The sequence below is a fragment of the Brevundimonas sp. ABV4_179 genome (genome assembly GCF_056311945.1).
Genome location: NZ_CM149976.1, coordinates 1,187,452 through 1,207,018 on the forward strand (window position 1 = coordinate 1,187,452; position 19,567 = coordinate 1,207,018).

13 protein-coding genes and 1 tRNA gene are annotated in these 19,567 nt (G+C 66.7%); 8 read left to right on the plus strand and 6 right to left on the minus strand.

Going from position 1 to position 19,567, the window contains the following annotated elements:
- Positions 1–273: 273 nt before the first annotated feature.
- The 4 genes from ACYX4P_RS05735 to ACYX4P_RS05750 form a co-directional block, all read right to left on the minus strand.
- Complete coding sequence (locus ACYX4P_RS05735) at positions 274–1,914, minus strand: hypothetical protein (RefSeq protein WP_354040031.1); 1,641 nt, start codon at positions 1,912–1,914, stop codon at positions 274–276.
- The gene (locus ACYX4P_RS05740; RefSeq protein ID WP_404418751.1) at positions 1,911–7,196 is read right to left on the minus strand and encodes an NACHT domain-containing protein; all 5,286 of its coding nucleotides are present in this window, start codon (positions 7,194–7,196) and stop codon (positions 1,911–1,913) included. The genes ACYX4P_RS05735 and ACYX4P_RS05740 overlap by 4 nt, the downstream gene beginning before the upstream one ends.
- Before the next feature lie 372 nt (positions 7,197–7,568).
- A tRNA-Ala gene (locus tag ACYX4P_RS05745) sits at positions 7,569–7,644 on the minus strand.
- 257 nt (positions 7,645–7,901) lie between these two features.
- Complete coding sequence (locus ACYX4P_RS05750) at positions 7,902–8,366, minus strand: TIGR02300 family protein (RefSeq protein WP_248117945.1); 465 nt, start codon at positions 8,364–8,366, stop codon at positions 7,902–7,904.
- 125 nt (positions 8,367–8,491) lie between these two features.
- On the opposite strand from ACYX4P_RS05750, the gene aroA reads away from it, so the two are divergent.
- From aroA to mscL, 7 genes are all read left to right on the plus strand, one after another.
- A complete protein-coding gene (gene aroA, locus ACYX4P_RS05755) occupies positions 8,492–9,799 on the plus strand; it encodes a 3-phosphoshikimate 1-carboxyvinyltransferase (RefSeq protein ID WP_248117944.1) in 1,308 nt (435 codons plus the stop codon).
- The gene (locus ACYX4P_RS05760) at positions 9,799–10,065 is read left to right on the plus strand and encodes a hypothetical protein (protein ID WP_248117943.1); all 267 of its coding nucleotides are present in this window, start codon (positions 9,799–9,801) and stop codon (positions 10,063–10,065) included. Before aroA ends, ACYX4P_RS05760 begins: the two co-directional genes overlap by 1 nt.
- Positions 10,062–10,334 carry a hypothetical protein gene (locus tag ACYX4P_RS05765; RefSeq protein WP_248117942.1) on the plus strand — a complete coding sequence of 91 codons (273 nt, stop codon included), beginning with the start codon at positions 10,062–10,064 and terminating at the stop codon, positions 10,332–10,334. The genes ACYX4P_RS05760 and ACYX4P_RS05765 overlap by 4 nt, the downstream gene beginning before the upstream one ends.
- A 110-nt stretch (positions 10,335–10,444) precedes the next feature.
- Positions 10,445–11,089 carry a (d)CMP kinase gene (cmk, locus tag ACYX4P_RS05770; protein WP_248117939.1) on the plus strand — a complete coding sequence of 215 codons (645 nt, stop codon included), beginning with the start codon at positions 10,445–10,447 and terminating at the stop codon, positions 11,087–11,089.
- Positions 11,090–11,287: 198 nt separating this feature from the next.
- A complete protein-coding gene (rpsA, locus tag ACYX4P_RS05775) occupies positions 11,288–12,991 on the plus strand; it encodes a 30S ribosomal protein S1 (protein WP_248117937.1) in 1,704 nt (567 codons plus the stop codon).
- Between the two features lie 272 nt (positions 12,992–13,263).
- Entirely contained in the window at positions 13,264–13,554 is a 291-nt protein-coding gene (locus tag ACYX4P_RS05780) for an integration host factor subunit beta (RefSeq protein ID WP_248117935.1), read from the plus strand.
- 31 nt (positions 13,555–13,585) lie between these two features.
- Positions 13,586–14,008, plus strand: coding sequence for a large-conductance mechanosensitive channel protein MscL (gene mscL, locus ACYX4P_RS05785; protein WP_248117933.1), 423 nt, complete (start codon positions 13,586–13,588; stop codon positions 14,006–14,008).
- On the opposite strand, the gene ACYX4P_RS05790 is transcribed toward mscL, so the two are convergent.
- Positions 14,009–15,157: an N-acetyltransferase gene (locus tag ACYX4P_RS05790; protein ID WP_248117930.1), complete on the minus strand. Its 1,149-nt coding sequence runs from the start codon at positions 15,155–15,157 to the stop codon at positions 14,009–14,011.
- 283 nt (positions 15,158–15,440) lie between these two features.
- Between ACYX4P_RS05790 and ACYX4P_RS05795 the strand changes: the two genes are divergently transcribed.
- Complete coding sequence (locus tag ACYX4P_RS05795; RefSeq protein ID WP_248117928.1) at positions 15,441–17,372, plus strand: peptide MFS transporter; 1,932 nt, start codon at positions 15,441–15,443, stop codon at positions 17,370–17,372.
- A 75-nt stretch (positions 17,373–17,447) separates the two neighbouring features.
- On the opposite strand, the gene ACYX4P_RS05800 is transcribed toward ACYX4P_RS05795, so the two are convergent.
- Complete coding sequence (locus ACYX4P_RS05800) at positions 17,448–19,517, minus strand: TonB-dependent receptor plug domain-containing protein (RefSeq protein ID WP_248117926.1); 2,070 nt, start codon at positions 19,515–19,517, stop codon at positions 17,448–17,450.
- Positions 19,518–19,567: the final 50 nt, after the last annotated feature.

The following is a 19,567-nucleotide window of genomic DNA, read 5'->3' on the forward strand; positions in this document are numbered from 1 at the left end:
GTAGAAGAAATCGCACGCGTACTCGGCTCGAACCGGAGTTTGCGCAGCACAGTTCCGAAATGGAGCCCGTGGTTCTGAATGAACTCTCGGGGGATCAATCGGGTGTGGCGCTCCAGAAAGGCTTGATAGACCTGCTCGCGTTCTTGAGCGTCGAGGAGCGCGAGATACTCCTCCTTCAGCCCCGGTTGTGGAACACTGGTTTGGCTATCGGTCATGACGGCGGCATAGCGGCTGTGTCTCGTCGCCGCCATAGGCAAGGTTGCGACCGGTCCTTCAGGCTTGGGCGTCCCGCTCAAGGGCGGCCGCCAGTGCCGCCTCGTAGTCCCCGATCTCGTAGCGGTCGAAGCTGTCTTCCTGGTCGAACAGGTCTGCGAGCCGCATCCTGTAGAACCTGTCCCCGCGCCCATGGTCCCCACGGAGAAGGGCCGCAATGAACCATGACCGGAAGGATTGCGCCTCGCCCGCTTCTTCGGGAAGCGCGCGCAGGGTGCGGAGTGCAACGCGGTGCAGCAGGCCGGCAACCTCCGGGTCTATTCGGGTCGAGGTGACAACGAGCTGCAACACTTCGACCAGCGCAAGGGCGGCAGTGGGGGGAATCTCGCCGGGCTCGAACTTCGTCGGGAGGCTGCGCGTCCGGGAGTCGGCAGGGAGGTGATCGAAGAGGGCCACCCATCCCGAAAGGAAGTTGACGATTTCATAGAGGAGTCGCGCACCGCGGGTCGGAAACTCCCTATCTCGATCCACGTCGTCAGAGTCGTAACCGGCCTCTAGACTACGGGCGAAAAGCGGGAGGTAGAGGAGCCACATGTGGTAGCCCACGTCCTGACGCGCCGCCGAGGTCACCATCAGGTCGAAGAAGAATAGCCCCATCCACGTCGGATCCTGCATCTTCTCGCCGTCGAAGTCAGAGCCGGGTTCGTTCAGCCAGGCAGGATAGTCGGGGCGTTCGTCTCCCTTCAGCAGGCGGTTCACATAGTCCCCCACGGGCTTCCAGACCGAAAGCCGTTCCGCCACGCGCGCGTCCGAGAAGAAGAAATACAGGAGCCGGTTTCTCGCCTCCAGCCGGTAGCCAATCAGACCGTCCGAGGCGTCGTTGGTGGAGAGTTCGTGGTAGAGAGCGCTAGACGGGTCGGCGATCATCCGCGTCAGGACCCGCGAGGTGAACTCGGTGTCGCCGAACACCGGCTCCACGACCAGACAGGCGGCGAAGTGCGGACGCCGCTCAACGACATGGTCGAGCACCCGGGGCGACGTCAGCAGGAGTCGCATCAGATCCTCGGCGGACTGTTCTGCGCGCCGGTCGGCGGGAACGAGGGCCGCCAGGGCCCGGACGGGCGTCGCGGCCCACCGGGGCCAGGTCTCGCCCAGGAACCGGCGTCGACCGTGCCGACCTGGCCGACGTACGAAGGCCTCGAACGACCCCGGCCTGGGCGGACCGAACTGCTCAAGCCAGCGGCGAAGACGCTGACGGCGGGTCGCGCGGCGGCTCGCTCGGGCGACAAGCGCGATGTTGGGCTCGAGCAGCTTGAAGGCGTCGCCGTACTGCTCGTCGTCGATCAAGGCTGTGGCGAGGCGGACGAAGGCCGGCAGCGTCCCAAGCGAAGGCCGGGTCCTCTGATGGATGATCACGGACGCGACGAGCCAGGCGAACGCCAGGAGGAAGGCGAACTTTCGGGCCGGCCCCGGGTCATCGCCGCCCAGAACCAAGGGGCCGCACAGGCCTTCGAGGCCGGGTAGGCAGGCTGGCGGGCGCCAGTCGAACAGCTCGAAGCCGAGGATCAGGCCGCAGGCCGGAAGAGCGAGCAAGACCTGGGCGCGCCACGACAGGGTCGCCCGCATGCGCTGCACCGGAGAAAGTACGGCGTAGACGGCCGCGAGCAGCGCAAGGACGGTAAGGAAACCGTCGAGCGTCACGAGGCTGCGCCCTCTGCGGCGCGGCGGCGGCCTCGGAAGCTTTCGCTCTGCTGAAGCGAGGCGGCGCGCCGGTCTCCCGCATCGACGAGAACATCGAGGATTCGCAACAGCTTGTCCTGGGTCTCAGGCGCAGGCGCTTCGTCCCTGTCGATGATGAACTGGATCAGGGAGCCGATACGAGGGTGCAGACCGGCCGCACTCAACGGGTTGCGCGGGGACTCGCGAGCGAACGCCTCGGTCAACTGGTCGGCGAACAGATCGATCGGGTAGGTGGTGCGGGCCGCTTCGACGAACCGCAGCCAGATTGCGACGAAGCCGGGAAGCTCAGCCAGGCCGTCGAACAAAGTCGTCGATACTGGCAGGACCATGGGCAGGTCGCGCCAGTCGCCATTGGCGAACCTGCGGCTGGCTGGCGCGTCAGTGACCCCGATGCACAGCAGATCCTGGATCAGGAGGTGGGCCTCGTCCGGCAGATCCCCGCGTCGGGTCTTCGTCAAACCGGCCAGCCGCGTCGCGACCGCGGACATGATCTCGATGGCGCGGGGGTCTAGGGTCTTGGCGTCGCAGACCCGGTTCCCTACGACGACGCTGACGAACGGCATCATCAACGCGCAGAAGGGCGCGTCGTTGAGGGCCGCCGCCGGCGCGACGATGTCGCCGACCGGGTCGATGTCGGGATCGCCGGCCGCGACGCGGGCCATCCAGTTCATGACGTCGAATCGCCACCGGTGCAGTCGCGAGGCATCCCGATCGCCGCGGGACAGGGTCCGTAGCTTCGCGACCGTCCAGGCGAGCAGATTCAGGGCCACGGGGCGAAGGATCGCCGCGCCCTCCGGCGTCCGGCCCAGGATCAACAGCGGCGGCAGGTGCGCCGACAGGAAGCCGGTGTCGAGCATCGTCTCCGAGGTAAGGGCTTCCTCGCCCTCGTCTCCCCAATCTTCATCTTCGGCGTCCTCAGACGCCAGCGGGATCGGAAGAACGGGGAGGGTCGGCTCCGCGTCCTCGAAGGCTACGGCGAACGCGTGCACGGTCGCGGCCTGGAGCGCCTGCTGACGGACGGCTCGCGCACCGTCGCGGTCGCCCCAATAGCGACGAGAAAGATCGGAGCGGATGGAGAGGGAGAGCGCCAGGCAGAGGGCGGCTTTGGCGAGCGCGGGATGGTGGTCGCCAAGGGCGTAAATCTCGCCGGCAGCGCTCGCCGATGCCTCGATCAGGGGATGGGTGACCAGGCCCAGCAAGTCGCGCAGGGCAGCCGGTTGATCCAGGTCCCTGCGGATCATCCCCGCCAGCGCGGCGGGCACATAGTTCAGCGGATGGAAAGAGAGGGTCGTCTCGGGAACTGTCATGCCGTCGTTTGGAAGCGGCGTGGCCGCCGCCCGGAACGTCACATCGGCGGCCCAGGCAAGAACCTCCGCCGCCTCGAAAGCGTCATCGGCCAGGACGGCGGCGGCGACGCCGGCCACCCCCGCGCGGCGGATCTCCTCCAGCGAGCCCGTTTCCCAACGGACCTCGAACAGGTCAGGGGCGTCCAGGGCGCGCGCCTCAGAGATGGCCTCGTCCAGCGTCATGTCCGGGCCGGCGGGGCGGACGCCCATGCGATCGGCCGCCCAGGTCTCAAGCCGCATCCACCGGAACATGGATCCCCGGGCCGCCTCCTGCTCAATGACGGTCTCGTCTTCGATGGGCGGCGGCTCGAACGCAATCTCGATCCCGTCCTCCGCCTCGCGCATCCTGTAGTGTGCGGGATCGCCCATCCTCGCCCAGATTTCCGCAGTGCGACGGCGATCGTCCATGAGGGCGTCGTCCTGGCGTTCCTCTTCCAGATCGAGTCCACCCTCCGCCGAGAAGGTGCTTGCGGCGGCGAGGAAGGGCCGGCGCAGGGTGTCATCGGACGACAGGGCGAACAGGATCGCGATCTGCCGGATGTCGGTCTTGCGGCAGGGTCGCTGGTTTGCCCGCTGGAGGGCTATCGCGGCTGGCGTCCCCGGCCGGGAACCCAGGATGTTGAACGAGCTGTCATGGTCGATCTTCACGAGCCGCCGCACATCCCAGTTCCAGAGCCGCTGGCTGCTGATCAGGGGCAGGGTCGTGGCCGAGGCCCGGTTCGTCGTGACCGCCAGCGCAGCCGCGATTCCGAGGAAGGCGTTATGGCGCGTCCCCTTAAGGACGTCGGACAGGATCTCGTCGACGTCGCGCCCGCCTTCCTGCTCCCGGAACGCCCAGTCCTCGAGGGCCATCAGCGCGGCCTCGAGCATCGGCGGCGCGAAGGCAGCCCGGAAGGCGACGTATTCTCGCTCGCCGCCCCAGAAGGTCTCCAAGCCCCAGGGGAACGCGAGAACGAGGGGGACGGGCGTGCCCCCGTCCTCGGGATCCAGGTCATGCAGTTCGAGCCAGGACGAAACGGCGTGATCGGCGATCGACTTGACCAGGCGGAGCGCCTCGCCCGGGGCATGTCTGAAGAGAGCATTGAAGGGCTCGGTCTGGGGCGAGGGCGGGTAGAACAGGTCTGCCCGCCGATCGAGCGACAGCTTGTCCCAGTCGTGGTGATCGACCATCCCGCCGAGGAACGAGGGCATCAGCAGGCTCCTCTCGCGCGAACCCGCCGGATGCTTCAAGGCTTCGTCCCGGCGCTGGCGGTCGCTTTCCAGCTCCAGTCGCAGTTTCTCCTTGGGCAGGGTCTCCAGCATTTCCGCGAGGAAGGCGTCGACGAGCAGGGCTGGCGCGGCCTTTGCCACCCAGGCGGCCGATTCCATGACGGACCGCCAGACATGGCGGCCGCCCCGGCGCGAGCCATCCAGCGCTCGGAGATAGCGGATCGTGGGATCGGGATAAGCCAGCGCGGCCCTGAAGATCTGGGTCCGGAGCCGATCGGCGAACTGGTCCTGCGCGTTGTGATCCATGCCGCCGAACCGTCCCGGCAAGGTGCGCGGCTCTGTCGGATTCTGGTGGGCCTCCAGCGCAAGGAGCCAATGCTCCTCAAGCGCCACAAGGCCTTCGGTGGTCGTGTTTGGAATCCTGGTAAGGGCTGACTGCCAGATCTCCGCGAGGGTAAGGACGGTTGGCCAGAGGGACACCGGAACCTGGCCCTGTTGCGCCAGCAGCCAGTCGAGCAACCGTCTCCACGCCCGATAGTCTGCGGGCTCGGCCATCATGTCGGCCAGGCGGATCCGGTCGGTCGAGGACAGGGCGTCGTAGGGCGGCAGTCCGTCGAGCCCCTTGCCGGGGCGGGTCCTCACCGCCTGGAACCACGTCAGCAGTTGTCGCAATCGGCTGGAATCGCCCAGAACGAAAAATGCTGCGGTGAAGGTCGAGGCTCTCTCCTCGAAGCGCGGCGATGACAGCGGCGCCATCATCCATGAGCGGCGCCATTGCGATCGGCTATGCGCGGCTTCCAGCCGATCGAGCTGGGCGGCCCAAGCCCGGTCGGCGTCGAAGCGGAGCTGCGAGAGCAGTTCGACCGGTCGTCCGAGCGCGGGTGGCTCGCCCGCCTCGACGACCGCCTGGAGCCAGTCGGCGCCCGCGCTGACGAGGCGATGGGTGAACGCCCATTCGAAGAAGATGTCGTGCCGGAAGGAGACGGTGTGGCCTGGCTCGGCATCCTTGAGAATATCGTCCGCCTTCAGGCTTTCGATGGCGTCATGGTCAAGCCCCCGGACCGGGGCGTCGCGACCGAGATTCGCGGCGCTGGCCGAGGCCAGGGCCAGCAGGACCTCCTGGCGGCGCGCGCGGACGGCGCCCTCCGCATCATAGCCGCCTCCACGCCACCAGGCAGACAGCAGTTCGGCTTCGCTGGACGGGATCGGGTCTCCGCCGTCCCCGATGGCAGTGGCCAGCACGTCCAGGAAGAAGGGCCGTCGCGAAATCTCCTGCACGGCGGGGGCGCCGAAGAGGAGCGGGGCAAGGCCCGGCCTGACCTCCGACAGATCGGTCGCTTCCTGATCGGTCAGGGGCGTCACCTCGACGCGGCTTGTTGCCAGAGCCCCGAGGGCGGTCGCCCATCGGCCGACGTCGCTCCAGGCGCCATCGCGCAGGGTCACCAGCACCCGCCAGGTCCTGAGCGTCGGCTCCGTCAAGACGGCGTCGAGCACCTCCTGGACGATCTGCCGATCTTCGCGACGCACGCGGTCGATGGCGTCGATCACCAGAACGCAGTCGCCTGCCGCGGCGATCTCCCGGAGGATCGGTCTGGGATCGACGCCCGTGAGACCCAGGGCCCGCGCATACGCCGGCCACCCTCCGGGGCTGAGACGGTCGGCCCGCAGGGCGAGGACTGAGCCGCGGTCCGCCGCCATTGTCGCGTAGCGCGCGAGCAGGGCGGACTTGCCCGAGCCCGGGGCGCCGACGATCTGGACCACGCGATCGGCTTGCAAACGGCGATTGATCTCGTCGACGAGATCGTCGCGATCGAGGGTGACGCCGTCGACCGTCCGGCGAATGGTCGAGAGGGCGAGCCGGGCTTCCGCGCGGACATGGTCGAGCTCTGCCGCCCAGAACCGGCCGGGCGTGAATCGGTCCCCGCGGCCGACCCTTTCGACGAGGTTGCTCCGGACGAAGCTTCCGGCCTCACCCGCGGCCTCGCGCGCGATCACCCGCAGCCCGGTCCAGACGTCGCCGCCGTCGCCGACGGCATCGGTTCTCAGGACGCCCCGAATGCGGTCCAGCACTAGGTCCGCGTCGGCCGCGCCCTCGCCCAGGAGTTCGAATCTCATGACCACGAGGTGTCGGAAGACCTGGAACACCTCCTCGTCCCCCGCAGGGGCGCCCGACGCCCTGGCGAGGGCGGATCGGATCGCGGCGACCAGCGCCCGCTTGGTCTCGGCGGCGAAACCGGGTTTGGCGACCCGGACGTGGAAATCGCGCGCGGTCGCGCTGTCCCGCGCCCAGTCGCAGAGCGTGCGGATGTGGCGGTAGGCGCCCAGATCGACCTCGTCTGTCGCGATCCCGACCCGGTCGCGTCCGTGGCGAAAGCTCGCCTTCGCGATCGTTTCAAGGATACGCGCCACGACGTCCTGAAAGACGGCGTTGGACTCCCGGTCGGCGAAGATGAAGCTTCGCTTGACCTGAATGCTCAGGGTCGAGCCCTCGCCCCCGTCCTCGCTCTCGACGATGACGTCGTCGAGCGGCTCGCCCAAGGCGCCACGCTGGACACGAACCTCCTTGACCGTAGCGGCTCCAGTTCCACGCGCGGTGTGCTCCCCGAGAAGGGAAGCGAGATAGTAGGCGACGACGGTGTCTTCGAAGGTGAAGCCGGCGCCGCCGGTGAGTTCAGGACTGGCAGGCATGGGGGGCGAGACTCAGATGAAGGCTCGACAAGCTAGGGCTGTGCGGTGCCCGGAGCCATAACCGCTGCGAGGGTTGCGCGGCGATTTCAGTGGGCAATCGCCGGTCTTTGTCGAGACCCTGGTCCTGGAAGCTTGCCACAGTCTGAAACGGCGGGGACGCGCATCGCCGTCAACATGCAAACGACCCTCCGGCCGTCTTGATTCGCCGGAGATGCGAGCCCTTCGGCGAGAGCCCCCGAAACCGGCTGAAATCCCCGGCAGCCCAGTGAAAACGACTAGGCTGAGAAGTTTTTCACGTAACGCGGTTTGCTACCCATGTGCTACCCGGAAAGCAAAAGGGGTTAGCAGTTTCCTGCTAACCCCTTGAAAAATTGGTGGAGCTTAGCGGAGTCGAACCGCTGACCTCTTGCATGCCATGCAAGCGCTCTACCAACTGAGCTAAAGCCCCGGACCTTGCGGTCTGGTTCGCCCGGTTCATCTTGCGATGGCCCCCGGCGAGGCGGCGGAAACTATGTCAGGCTTTTTCTGCGATCAAGCCCGTTTCGAGATTTATTTTCACCGCGTTCCCAAAGGTGAAAATGCGCAGGTTTTTCAAACCAAAAGGCTCGAAAGTCCTGCTGTCCCGCCGCGCTTCTCTAGCGACAAATGCGGCGGGCGCAACAAGAATCTGGTCCCGGTCGCCGAGCGCGACCGGCCCAGCCGAACCTAGTCGTCGTCGCGCGACGGCTTGGCGATTTCGTCGTCGATGGAGTCGTCGTCCTCGTCCTCGATGAAGGGGACGGAATCGTCATCGTCGTCGGCCATCAGGTCGTCGTCGTCGCCGTCCGTCGAACCCATGCCGGGCTCTTCCGAGGCGTCGGCGGGGGAATCGTCGTCGTCGTCGGGCGTCAGGATCGGCTCATGACCTTCCTCGTCGATTTCCGGCGTGGAGGTTTCGTTGTCATCCTCGTCGTCATCGCCGTCGGCCGACTTGGTCTTGACCTGATCTTCCGTGTCCTCGTCGTCGGCCGGATAGCCGGGACGGGCGCGACGGCTGCGCAGCTTCATCGCCTCTTCGGGATCGAAGTCCGTTCCGCACTTGGGGCAGTGGGCGGGGCGGCGGTTCAGGTCGTAGAATTTCGCCTGACAGTTGGGGCAGACCTGTTTGGCGCCCAGTTCGGGATTGGCCACGGGGGACACTTTCAACGGGTTGAATTCGGGGCGGTCCCTTGCCACCCCTTAAGGCCGCTGTCAAAAGCTGTCTTTTCGCGCCGCCCGCGCGACCCTTCCGACATCGCAGCCTGAAGCGGGTGACCATGCCTTCTCAACTGACCGCAAGACGCGCCGCCGCACTGGCTGGAAAGGTCCGTGCGCCGGGCGACAAGTCCATGTCGCACCGGGCGATGATCTTCGGCGGAATGGCCGCGGGCGTGACCACAGTCGAGGGCCTGCTGGAGGGCGATGACGTTCTGGCGACCGGCCGCGCCGTCGAAGCCTTCGGCGCGAAGGTCGAGCGGACCGGCGAGGGCGAATGGCGCATCGAGGGCGCGGGCGGGTTCACCACGCCGTCTTCGGTGATCGACTGCGGCAACGCCGGAACGGGCGTGCGTCTGCTGATGGGGGCGGCGGCGGGCTATCCGCTGACGGCGACCTTCGATGGCGATGCGTCCCTGCGCAAGCGGCCGATGAAGCGGGTGACGGGACCGCTGGCCGAGATGGGCGCGGGGTTCGACTGGCTGGCGGCTGAGGATCGGGTTCCGGTCGCCCTGACCGGCGGGACGCTGACGGGCGTCGACTATGTGCAGACGGTGGCCTCGGCCCAGATCAAGTCGGCCATCCTGCTGGCGGGACTGAACGCTCAGGGCGTCACCACGGTCACCGAGCCGGAAAAGAGCCGCGACCACACCGAGCGTATGCTGCGGGCCTTCGGCGCCGAGGTGATGGTCGAAGAGCAGGGCGAGGGCTGGAAGATCACGCTGAAGGGCGGGCAGCCGCTGAAGGCCGCCCATGTGGCGGTGCCGGGCGATCCGTCGTCCGCCGCCTTCCCCCTGGCGGCCGGGCTGATCGTGCCGGGTTCGGAGGTGACGGTCGAAGGCGTGATGCTGAATCCCCTGCGCACCGGCCTGTTCGACACCTGGATCGAAATGGGCGCGGACCTGACCATCGCTAACCGACGTCAGGCCGGGGGCGAGGACGTCGGCGACATCACCGCCCGCTATTCCCAGTTGAAGGGCGTCGTCGTGCCGCAAGAGCGCGCGGCCTCGATGATTGACGAGTATCCGATCCTGGCGGCGACGGCGGCCTTTGCGGATGGCGTCACCGTCATGCGCGGCGTCGGCGAGATGCGGGTCAAGGAAAGCGACCGGATCTCGCTGATGGTCGAGGGCCTGCGTGCCTGTGGCGTTCAGGTCGAGGAAGAGCCGGAAGGCTTCCTGGTCACAGGCGGCGATGTGCGCGGCGGCGCCACGGTCGCCACCGCCCACGATCACCGCATCGCCATGAGCCATCTGATCCTGGGCCTGGCCGCCGAACAGCCGGTGTCGGTGCTGGACCCCGAAATGATCGCCACCAGCTTCCCCGGCTTCGTCGAGATGATGAACGGGCTGGGCGGCCGGATCGACTGATGCGGTTGCGCGAGGCCTTCCATCGCGGCCTTGCGGTTCTGGGGCTTCTGACCTGCCTTGGCGGGGCGGCATGGACGGGCTGGACAGCCTGGCGGGCGGCTTCAACCGGCGTGGTCCGTGGCAGGCATGGCGTCGTTCATCTGCGGGCGGATGGCGATGTCTTCTATTACTCGACCGCGATCCTGAATGTGGCGGCGTCCGTCATCTGGCTGGGCCTTGTGGCGTTTGCGGTGCTGGTCTTGGCGCGCTGGAAGGATTGGACGTGAGCAAACCTGGCTGGCTCAGTCCCCTCGTGACCCTGGCGATCGCGGGGCTGATCGGCTGGGGCTGCGTGATCGGCGCGCGCGAGGTTCTGCATGGCCTCGATGTGGGCATGCTGAACAACCGCAAGGGGCCAGACGTCTATCTGGTCGAGCACCCCATGATCTTCTGGGCCCTGATCGTTTTCTACACGACGGCCATCGTGGTCAGTGCGGGCATGGCGGTTCTGCTGGCGGCCATCGCCCTGCGCAGTCTGTTTAAGCGGCGCGCCTGAAGGTCTGTTGGGCCGGGCGGCTGGATTGCGGGCCTGATCCTCGCTATCTGGTGCGCCCTCTCGTGCGTTCGGGATGAAGTTTGATTGCGCCACGCGCTGCGGAGACCTGTTTGACCCTGATCATCGCCGTCGACGGCCCGGCCGCCTCGGGCAAGGGCACCATCGCCGCCCGTCTGGCCCAGACCTATGGCCTGCCGCACCTGGACACGGGCTTGCTTTACCGGGCCGTGGGGGCGCGTCTGCTGGCTGAGTGCAGGTCGCTGGACGACGAGGCGGCGGCGACCGAAGCGGCGCGCGGGCTGGATGCGTCCGGTCTGTCGGAAGACGACAGGCTGACGACCGGCGAGGCGGGAGAGGCGGCCAGCCGCGTCGCCAGCTTCCCCGGCGTGCGAGCGGCCCTACTGGAGCTGCAGCGGGCGTTTTCGGCCCAGGCGGGCGGGGCGGTGCTGGACGGGCGCGACATCGGCACGGTGATCGCCCCCGATGCTCAGGCCAAGCTGTTCGTCACGGCCACGCCGCAGGTGCGCGCGACCCGCCGCTGGAAACAGCTGGCCGCGCGCGGATCGGACATCGGTTTCGAGGCCATGCTGGCCGATATTCAGCGCCGCGACGAACGCGACGCCGGGCGTGGCGCGGCGCCGATGGTGCAGGCCGAAGACGCGGTCTTGCTGGACACGACCGACATGGGTATAGAGGCCGCCTTCGATGCGGCCCGCCGTATCGTCGAGGCGGCGCGCGCGAAACATGGCCTTTAGGCCGGGTTTGCAAATCCAACGCGCCACCCTCGGCTTCCGCGGGCGTCCTGATCGTTTCTGAACGGCCTCGCATCCTGACGACCTGACTAAATCCTTTTCCCATCGTTTCACGCGCGGCGCTTCGCCGTTCGAGAAGCGTTCACCTGCGTGAGGCCCTCCGGTCGCGCGCCTTCAGCCCCCAGGATGCTTTTCAGCTCCATGACTGACACCCTTACCCCCACCCGCGACGACTTCGCCGCCCTGCTCGACGAACAACTGTCGGGCCGCGACTTCGGCGAAGGCCAGGTCGTTCACGGCCGCGTCGTCGGCATCGAAAAAGACATCGTCATCATCGACGTCGGTCTGAAGACCGAAGGCCGTATCGCCATGCGCGAATTCGGCCAGGGCGAAGACGGCAAGCTGCCCAAGGTCGGCGACAACGTCGAGGTTTACCTGGAGCGCGTCGAGAACGCCCTGGGCGAAGCCGTCATCAGCCGTGACAAGGCCCGTCGCGAAGAAGCCTGGACCCGTCTGGAAGTCGTGTTCGCCGAAGGCCAGCCGGTCAACGGCGCCATCGTCGGCCGCGTCAAGGGCGGCTTCACCGTCGACCTGGGCGGCGCCTCGGCCTTCCTGCCTGGTTCGCAAGTCGACATCCGTCCTGTCCGCGACGTCGGTCCGCTGATGGGCAAGGAACAGCCCTTCGCCATCCTGAAGATGGATCGTCCGCGCGGCAACATCGTCGTCTCGCGTCGCGCCATCCTGGAAGAAGCCCGCGCCGAACAGCGCACCGAGCTGGTCGGCCAGCTGCAAGAGGGTGAAATCCGCGAAGGCGTGGTCAAGAACATCACCGACTACGGCGCCTTCGTCGACCTGGGCGGCATCGACGGCCTGCTGCACGTCACCGACATGTCGTGGAAGCGCGTCTCGCATCCATCGCAGGTCCTGGCCGTCGGCGACACCGTCAAGGTCCAGATCGTCAAGATCAACCCGGACACCCAGCGTATCTCGCTGGGCATGAAGCAACTGCAGTCGGACCCCTGGGACGGCGTGGAAGCCAAGTATCCGGTCGGCGCCAAGTACACGGGCCGCATCACCAACATCACCGATTACGGCGCCTTCGTGGAGCTGGAAGCCGGTGTCGAGGGCCTGGTGCACGTCTCGGAAATGTCCTGGACCAAGAAGAACGTCCACCCCGGCAAGATCGTCTCGACCTCGCAGGAAGTCGACGTCGTGGTTCTGGATGTCGACGCCTCCAAGCGCCGCATCTCGCTGGGCCTGAAGCAGGCTCAGGACAATCCGTGGGACGCCTTCGTCGCCAACCACCCGATCGGCTCGACCGTCGAGGGCGAAGTCAAGAACGCCACCGAGTTCGGTCTGTTCATCGGCCTGGACAACGACATCGACGGCATGGTGCACCTGTCCGACCTGGACTGGTCGGTGTCGGGCGAAGAAGCTATCCAGCGTTACCGCAAGGGCGAAATGGTCAAGGCCAAGGTCCTGGACGTCGACGTCGAGAAGGAACGCGTCTCGCTGGGCATCAAGCAGCTGGGCGGCGATCCGATCGGCGAGGGCGACACCTATCGTCGCGGCCAGCAGGTCACCGTCACCGTGACGGCGATCGAGTCGGGCGGCATCGAGGTCAAGTTCGGTGAAGACGACGCGCCGGTCACCTCGTTCGTGCGCAAGTCCGACCTGTCGCGCGACCGCAACGAGCAGCGCCCCGAGCGTTTCTCGGTCGGCGACCGCGTGGACGCCATGATCACCGCCGTGGACAAGGCCTCGCGCCGCATCTCGGTGTCGATCAAGGCGCTGGAAATGAAGGACGAACAGGAAGCCATCGAACAGTTCGGATCGTCCGATTCGGGCGCTTCGCTGGGCGACATCCTGGGTGCCGCGCTGAAGAACGCCGGCTCCAAGGAGTAAACGTTCGTCCCAAGAGCGTCAGGCGCTTCGCCACAGTCGCGAAGCGCCGCGCGCTTGCCGGCAGCGACAAAGACTGAAGGGCGGCGGGCGCGATCCCGCCGCCCTTTTTCTTTCCGGCCCTGGTTTGTGTGCGATAGCGGACGTATTTCTGACCCCGACGCCCCATCCTTGTCCGATAAGGGCTTTTTCGAACGTCAGTCGGGCGTTAGGGTGCTTCATCTGGACCGAGGCGGGCGAGACGGCCCGTCCTCACGACCTGACCGGGGACGCCGATGATCAAGTCCGAGCTGATCGAAAAGCTGGCCATGGAGAACACCCACCTGACCCATGCGGAGGTGGAGCGGCTGGTCAACGCCATCCTGAACACCATGACCACGGCCCTGTCCGACGGCGGGCGGGTCGAATTGCGCGGTTTCGGCGCCCTGTCGGTGCGCTCGCGACCGGCGCGCGCGGGCCGCAATCCCCGCACTGGGGAGGCCGTCGAGGTGCCCGCCAAGGCTGTGCCCTTCTTCAAGAGCGGCAAGGAGCTGCGCGAGCGTTTGAACGCCTCGGGCGACGCCTGAACCCGTCCCATCCCAAGCGCGAGGAGCGTCCATGAGCCTTCTGTCTGAGTTCCGCGAGTTTGCGGTCAAGGGCAATGTCGTCGATCTGGCCGTCGGCGTGATCATCGGCGCGGCCTTCAACGGCATCGTCAAGAGCCTGGTCGATCAGGTCGTCATGCCGCCCATCGGCCTGCTGACGGGGGGGATCGACTTTTCCGAGCTGGAATGGGTGCTGCGGGCCGAGAACCCGGCGACCGAGGCGGTCGAAAAGGTCTCCATCCAGTATGGCGCCTTCCTGAACACCGTGATCCAGTTCCTGATCGTGGCCTGGGTGGTGTTCCTGGTGGTCAAGGGCATCAACGCCCTGCGTCGTCAGGAAGCGGCCAAGCCCGATCCGGCGCCTGCCGCCCCGACGGCGACCGAGGCCCTGCTGACCGAGATCCGCGACGAGTTGAAGGCCCGGCCGAACGGCTGATCAGGCCTTGGCCGCCCGGCCGCGTGACGCGGCCGTGACGGCTGAACGTCGACGCACGACCGGCGACGGCGGATTGCGCGAACAGATGCCGTAGTCCCCGTCGAACGGCGTCGGAGCCCAGGCGTCGGCCAGCGCCGGATCGTCCACAATGGCGTGACAATGACCCCAGCCGCCCTCGCGGCGCCCGGTCTGCGCCAGATCGCCCAAGGCCGTCAGCAGGCGCGGCGTCGTCATCGGCAAGCGCACCTTCGCCGCCCCCAGGCCGCGCGCATTGACGATCAGGGCTCGCGTCAGAAGCGGCAGAGCGTCCTGGTCCGTCTCCAGCGCGATCAGATCGACGATGTCCAGACACGGCGGTTCGATCAGACTGGTCTTGGTGATCTGCGCCATGGCCAGGGCGACCACGGCGCCGCCACGCACGCAGGTCAGCATGATCGGCGGCAGGGTCAGGTCGGGATCCGAAAGACGCCAGCGCAAGGTCTCCGGGCTGCGATCCGCCAGAAGGCGATCCTCTTTGGCCAGCCGTGACCAGAAGTCGCCGTAGGCCGAGGCGTCGGACAGGTCGCGCAGCACCGTGACGCCCGCCGGCAGGTCCAGAATACGGCGACCGAACACCCGGGGGTTCATCAGCCGCTCGCCCAGCCGAGCCGCCGTCTCGGCCGAGACGCGGCCGAGGAGCGCCCGCAACACACGTCCCTGGACGCAAGCCGGTCGGTCGGTGGTCCACGACAGCTTCAGGGCGTGGGTCTGTTCGGGCCAGGGCTTGAGGCCGAACAGTCCATACAGCGGCGCCGAACGCGCATTGGCGTTGAAGGTGTAGCGAGCGAACAGGCCCGGCTGTTTCAGGAACGCCCGGATCAGCGGCCGGCTGGCGCCCTTGCGGCTGGGCGGCACGATGATCGAAAAGCCCGTCGCGCCGTAAAGGCTGCGCGCTCCATGCTGGAACCGCTGGATGAAGTTCCCCAGCATGGCCGCCGGCTGGTCGTCGTCGTCCGCCACCACCCAACCTGCAGGCGCGTCGAGGTCTTGGCGCGCCGGATTGCTTTCCAGCCAGCGCCAGCCCGCAGGCGACCGCTCGGGCCAGCCCACCTCGCGGTGCAGCCGGTTCAGGGCCTCGTGATCGGATCTCATGATCGGCCGCACAGCCATGGGACGGTCCTTCCCAAAATGAAACCGTGGTCTTCTTCGCCTCCGTCCAATGCAGACACGGCGCCAGAAGACATCACTTTGGGTTGTGCGCCTGGAAGACGGCTCGCGGCACGCTGTCCCATAACGGCCTTAACACTTGTTCGGATTTCCCGGCCGTGCTGCTTATGCGCCTTTCGTGCGTCGGTGAGGGCGCAGCAGTCAGGAGTAAGCCGTTGACACAAACGGACATGGGGGGCGCGCGACTTACGCGCTGCGTTAACGGTCTTCGATGCGGGGTGGCGGTATGAATATCGTCGTCGCCCTCGGGCTGATCATCACCTTCGCGACCGGGGTGCCGGTCATGATGCAGATCTTCAAGAACCACCCGCGCGGACTGATCATCCTGTTCTTCGCCGAGATGTGGGAGCGCTTCTCCTACTACGGCATGCGCGGGATTCTGATCTTCTTCCTGACGCAACACTTCCTGTTCGACGACGCCATGGCGGGGTCGACCTACGGCTCCTACACCTCGCTGGTCTATCTGCTGCCGCTGCTGGGCGGCATCATGGCCGACCGCTTCATCGGCACGCGCAAGGCCGTGGCCTTCGGCGCCCTGTTGCTGGTCGCCGGTCACGGCATGATGGCCTTCGAGGGACGTCCGGCGACGGAAACCCTGACCTATGCGGGCCAGACCTATCAGATCGACGCCGAAGGGCGCGGGGCGGCGCGTGACGTCGCCATCGTCGTCGACGGCCAGAAGTACAAGTTCGAGCCCGCCGAGAACGGCCTGGCCATCCAGGGCCTGCCCGCGACCTCGACCCTGCCGGCCGTCATCCCGACCGCCGACTACAAGATCGAGACGACCCGCGACATGGCGGGTGTGAATGTCTTCTATCTGGCGGTGTCGCTGATCATCATGGGGGTCGGCTTCCTGAAGCCCAACATCTCCACCATCGTCGGCCAACTGTATCCGCAGGGCGATCCGCGACGCGATTCCGGCTTCACCCTTTATTACTACGGCATCAACCTGGGCGCCTTCTGGGCCGCCGTCCTGTGCGGCCTGCTGGGTCAGACAGTCGGCTGGTGGGCGGGCTTCGGCCTGGCGGGCGTCGGCATGGCGCTGGGTTGGGTCGTCTTCATGCTGGGCAAGCCGTTGCTGCAAGGCAAGGGCGAGCCGCCGGCGGAGGCCAATCTGAAAAAGCCCGTGCTGGGTCCGATCAACCGCGAATGGTCGATCTATCTGGCCAGCATCCTGGGTGTCGGCGTCGTCTGGTTCATGGTCCAGCGCAACGCCCTGGTGGGCTGGGTGCTGGGCGCCGCGACCGTCGCCTCGCTGCTGTTCATCCTCTACGTCATCGTCAAGGTGTGCGAGAGCAAGGCGCAGCGCGAGCGGATGATGTTGGCCCTCGTGCTGATCTTTGGTTCGGTGGTCTTCTTCACCCTGTTCGAACAGGCCGGCACCTCGCTGAACCTGTTCGCCGACCGTAACGTGGACCTCAGCATTACGCCCCAGGCCTTCCAGTTCCTGGGCATCACCGTCGGCACGCCGGCGCAACTGGCCGCGGCCGGCATCACGCCCAGCGGCATGTGGATCGACGCGACCATCACGGCCGCCCAGACCCAGTCGTTCAACGCCGGCTTCATCCTGATCTTCGCGCCGATCATGGCGGCGCTGTGGGCCTTCCTGGCCAAGCGCAACCTGGACCCCAATCCTACGATGAAGTTCGGCCTCGGCCTGCTGCAGGTCGGTCTGGGCTTCATGGTGGTGGTGTGGGGCGCCGGCATGGCCAACTCGGCCTTCCAGATGCCGTTGCTGCTGCTGGGCCTGCTCTATCTGTTCCACACGACGGGCGAGCTGTTCCTGTCGCCTGTGGGCCTGTCGGAGATCACCAAACTGTCGATGGCCAAGGTGGTCAGCTTCATGATGGCGGTCTGGTTCCTGGCCAGCTCAATCGCCCAGTACGTCGGCGGCTGGATCGCCGGACTGGCGGGGACCGAGACGGTGGGCGGTCAGGTGCTGAACCCCGGTCTGGCGCTTCAGACCTCGCTTGACGTCTTCGGCATGCTGGGGATGTGGGGCATGGGCATCGGCGTCGCCTTCATCGTGATCAGCTTCTTCATCAAGGGCTGGTCGCATGGGGCCAACAGCGGCGGCGACCATCCGGGTCCGGCGCTGAGCGACCGCGGTCAGGAAGACGGCAACGTCGCCGCCCCGCGCGCCTCCACCGTCGGCTGATCCCTTAAGCGGATCACCAAAGGAGAAGGGCGGCGTCCATGCGGACGCCGCCCTTTTTTCGCCCGGCGGGCGGAATCAGAAGGTCTTGCGGACCCGGATCGAGACGAAGGTGCGCGGGTCGACGGTGCGGTCCTCAATGAAGGCGACGGTGCGAGGATTGCGCGACTCGAACACCGTGCGGCGGGTGGTGAAATCGTCCCACAGGTTCAGCTGGGCGCGTATCGCCAGGGTCGGGGTCGGCTTGTATTCGGCGAAGGCCTCGATGTAGTCCGACCCGCGCCAGACGCTGATCTGGTCCGGGCCATAGGTGCCTTGGCCCAGACGCGGCAGCCAGTTGACCCCCCACTGCGTCTTCCAGCTGGCGATGTCCTGCTCGAAGCCGACATTGGCCTGACTGGCGCGCACGCCGGAGATGGGCCGCTCCTCGCCCGTGGTCGGGTCGGTGACCCGGGTCTTGTTCCAGTCGTTCCTGAAGGTGAAGCGGGCGCCCGAGATGCCGAACTTGTCCAGCGGCAGGGTGACGTTCAGCGACAGCCGATCCAGCGTGCCGTCGCCGATATTGCCCACGGCCGACAGGCCTTCGGGAAGGGGCAGGCGGTCGATGACGTCGATGATTTCGTCATGGCGCAGACCGATGGAGACCACGCCCTGACCCCAGAAGCGACGCTCGTAGCTGAGTTCCGAAATCCAGCGCTGCTCCGGCTCCAGATTGACGTTGCCGCCATAGACGTTGTTGTCGCCCAGGTCGGCCGAGGCCGCGAAGTCGCCGAAGTCCAGCTGGCCCAACTCGCGTTCGAACCGCAGCCGCACCTGATTGTCCGCCATGGGCGTCCAGGTCGCCAGGAAGCGCGGCTTGGCGAAGAAGAAGCTCTTCTCCTGGTCCGCATCGCCAGATTGTTTGATCGTGGAGGCCTCCAGCCGCACACCGCCTTCCAGCGTCAGCTTGGGGTTCAGCCGCCATGTGGCCTTGGAGAAGGCCTCGCCGCGCGTCTCCTCGACCTTGACCGAGGCGCTGGGCAGGTCGATGGCCGCGCCCCCGATTGTGAAGCCCTGATGGACGTCCAGCATATTGTAGGCGACCTCGCCGCCCGCTTCGAGCGTTAGGGCGGGCGAGCGCTCGTGACGGATCAGGCCGCGCAGGATGGTCTCGGATGAATCGCCGTCAGAGGTGAACTGCTGCTCCGGCGCGGTCACGCCGTCCAGCCGCTCATTGCTGTTGGAGGCGTTTTCGAAAGAGCTGAACTCGTGGATGAAGCGGGTCTCGACCTGCCAGCGGGGCCGCAATTGGCGAGTCCAGGTCACGCCCAGTTCGCCGGAATGGCTGCTTTCCTCGTAGTCGTTGCGACGAAGCGATGTGTCCGAACTCAGCTCGGACCAGCTTTGCCAGTCGTTGACGCCGAACCGGGCGGTGCTCTCCACCTTGCCGCCGAAGAGGGGACCGGAATAGTTGCCGCGGATCGAGTTTCCGCCGCCCCAGCCGTCGTTCTCGAACCGTTCGTCGCGGATGACCACACCCGCCGCATTCGTGCGAACCGAACGTCCGACGCCGTTGGAATCGCTGGACCCCATGCCGTCGGACAGGGTGACGCCCCAGCTGCGGTCGCCTTTGCGCGCCGTGAACTGGTAGCTGCCGCCGTAGATGTCATGGCCCCCTTCGAACAGCATGGCGTTCCAGGTCAGGATAGACTGGCGGCTGGCTGTGGATTTCAGGATGACGTTCACGACGACGGCATAGCCCTGCATGTCCACGCCGGCGGCGCCGCCCCGTATCAGCTCGATACGCTCGACCTGATCGGCCAGGGTTCGACCCAGGACGTTCGAGCCGGAATCGTTCTTGGACGCCGGGCGGTTGTTGTTGATCAGGACATTGCCGACCGCGCCTTCGAAGCCGCGCGCGCCCGAGCCGTTATCGATGGAGAAGCCGGGCACCCGGTTCACCATGTCCAGCGCGGTGTTCGGGCGCTGGGCCGCGAAGAAGTCGGGCGTGAAGACCAGCACGCCGCGCTGGGCGCCGTCGGTCAGCGGCGCCTGGCTGGTCGGGCCGGTGGGCGCCGGCGCCTCGGCCACCTGCGGCGCGTCGCCGGCGAAGGCGGAGGTGGCGGTCAGAAGCAGGGCGGTGCTGGCCAGCAGCAGGGTCTTTGTCATCGTTTTTCCCCTCGGTTTGTTGGCGAGAGGTGTGCCGGTCCGCCTGCTTC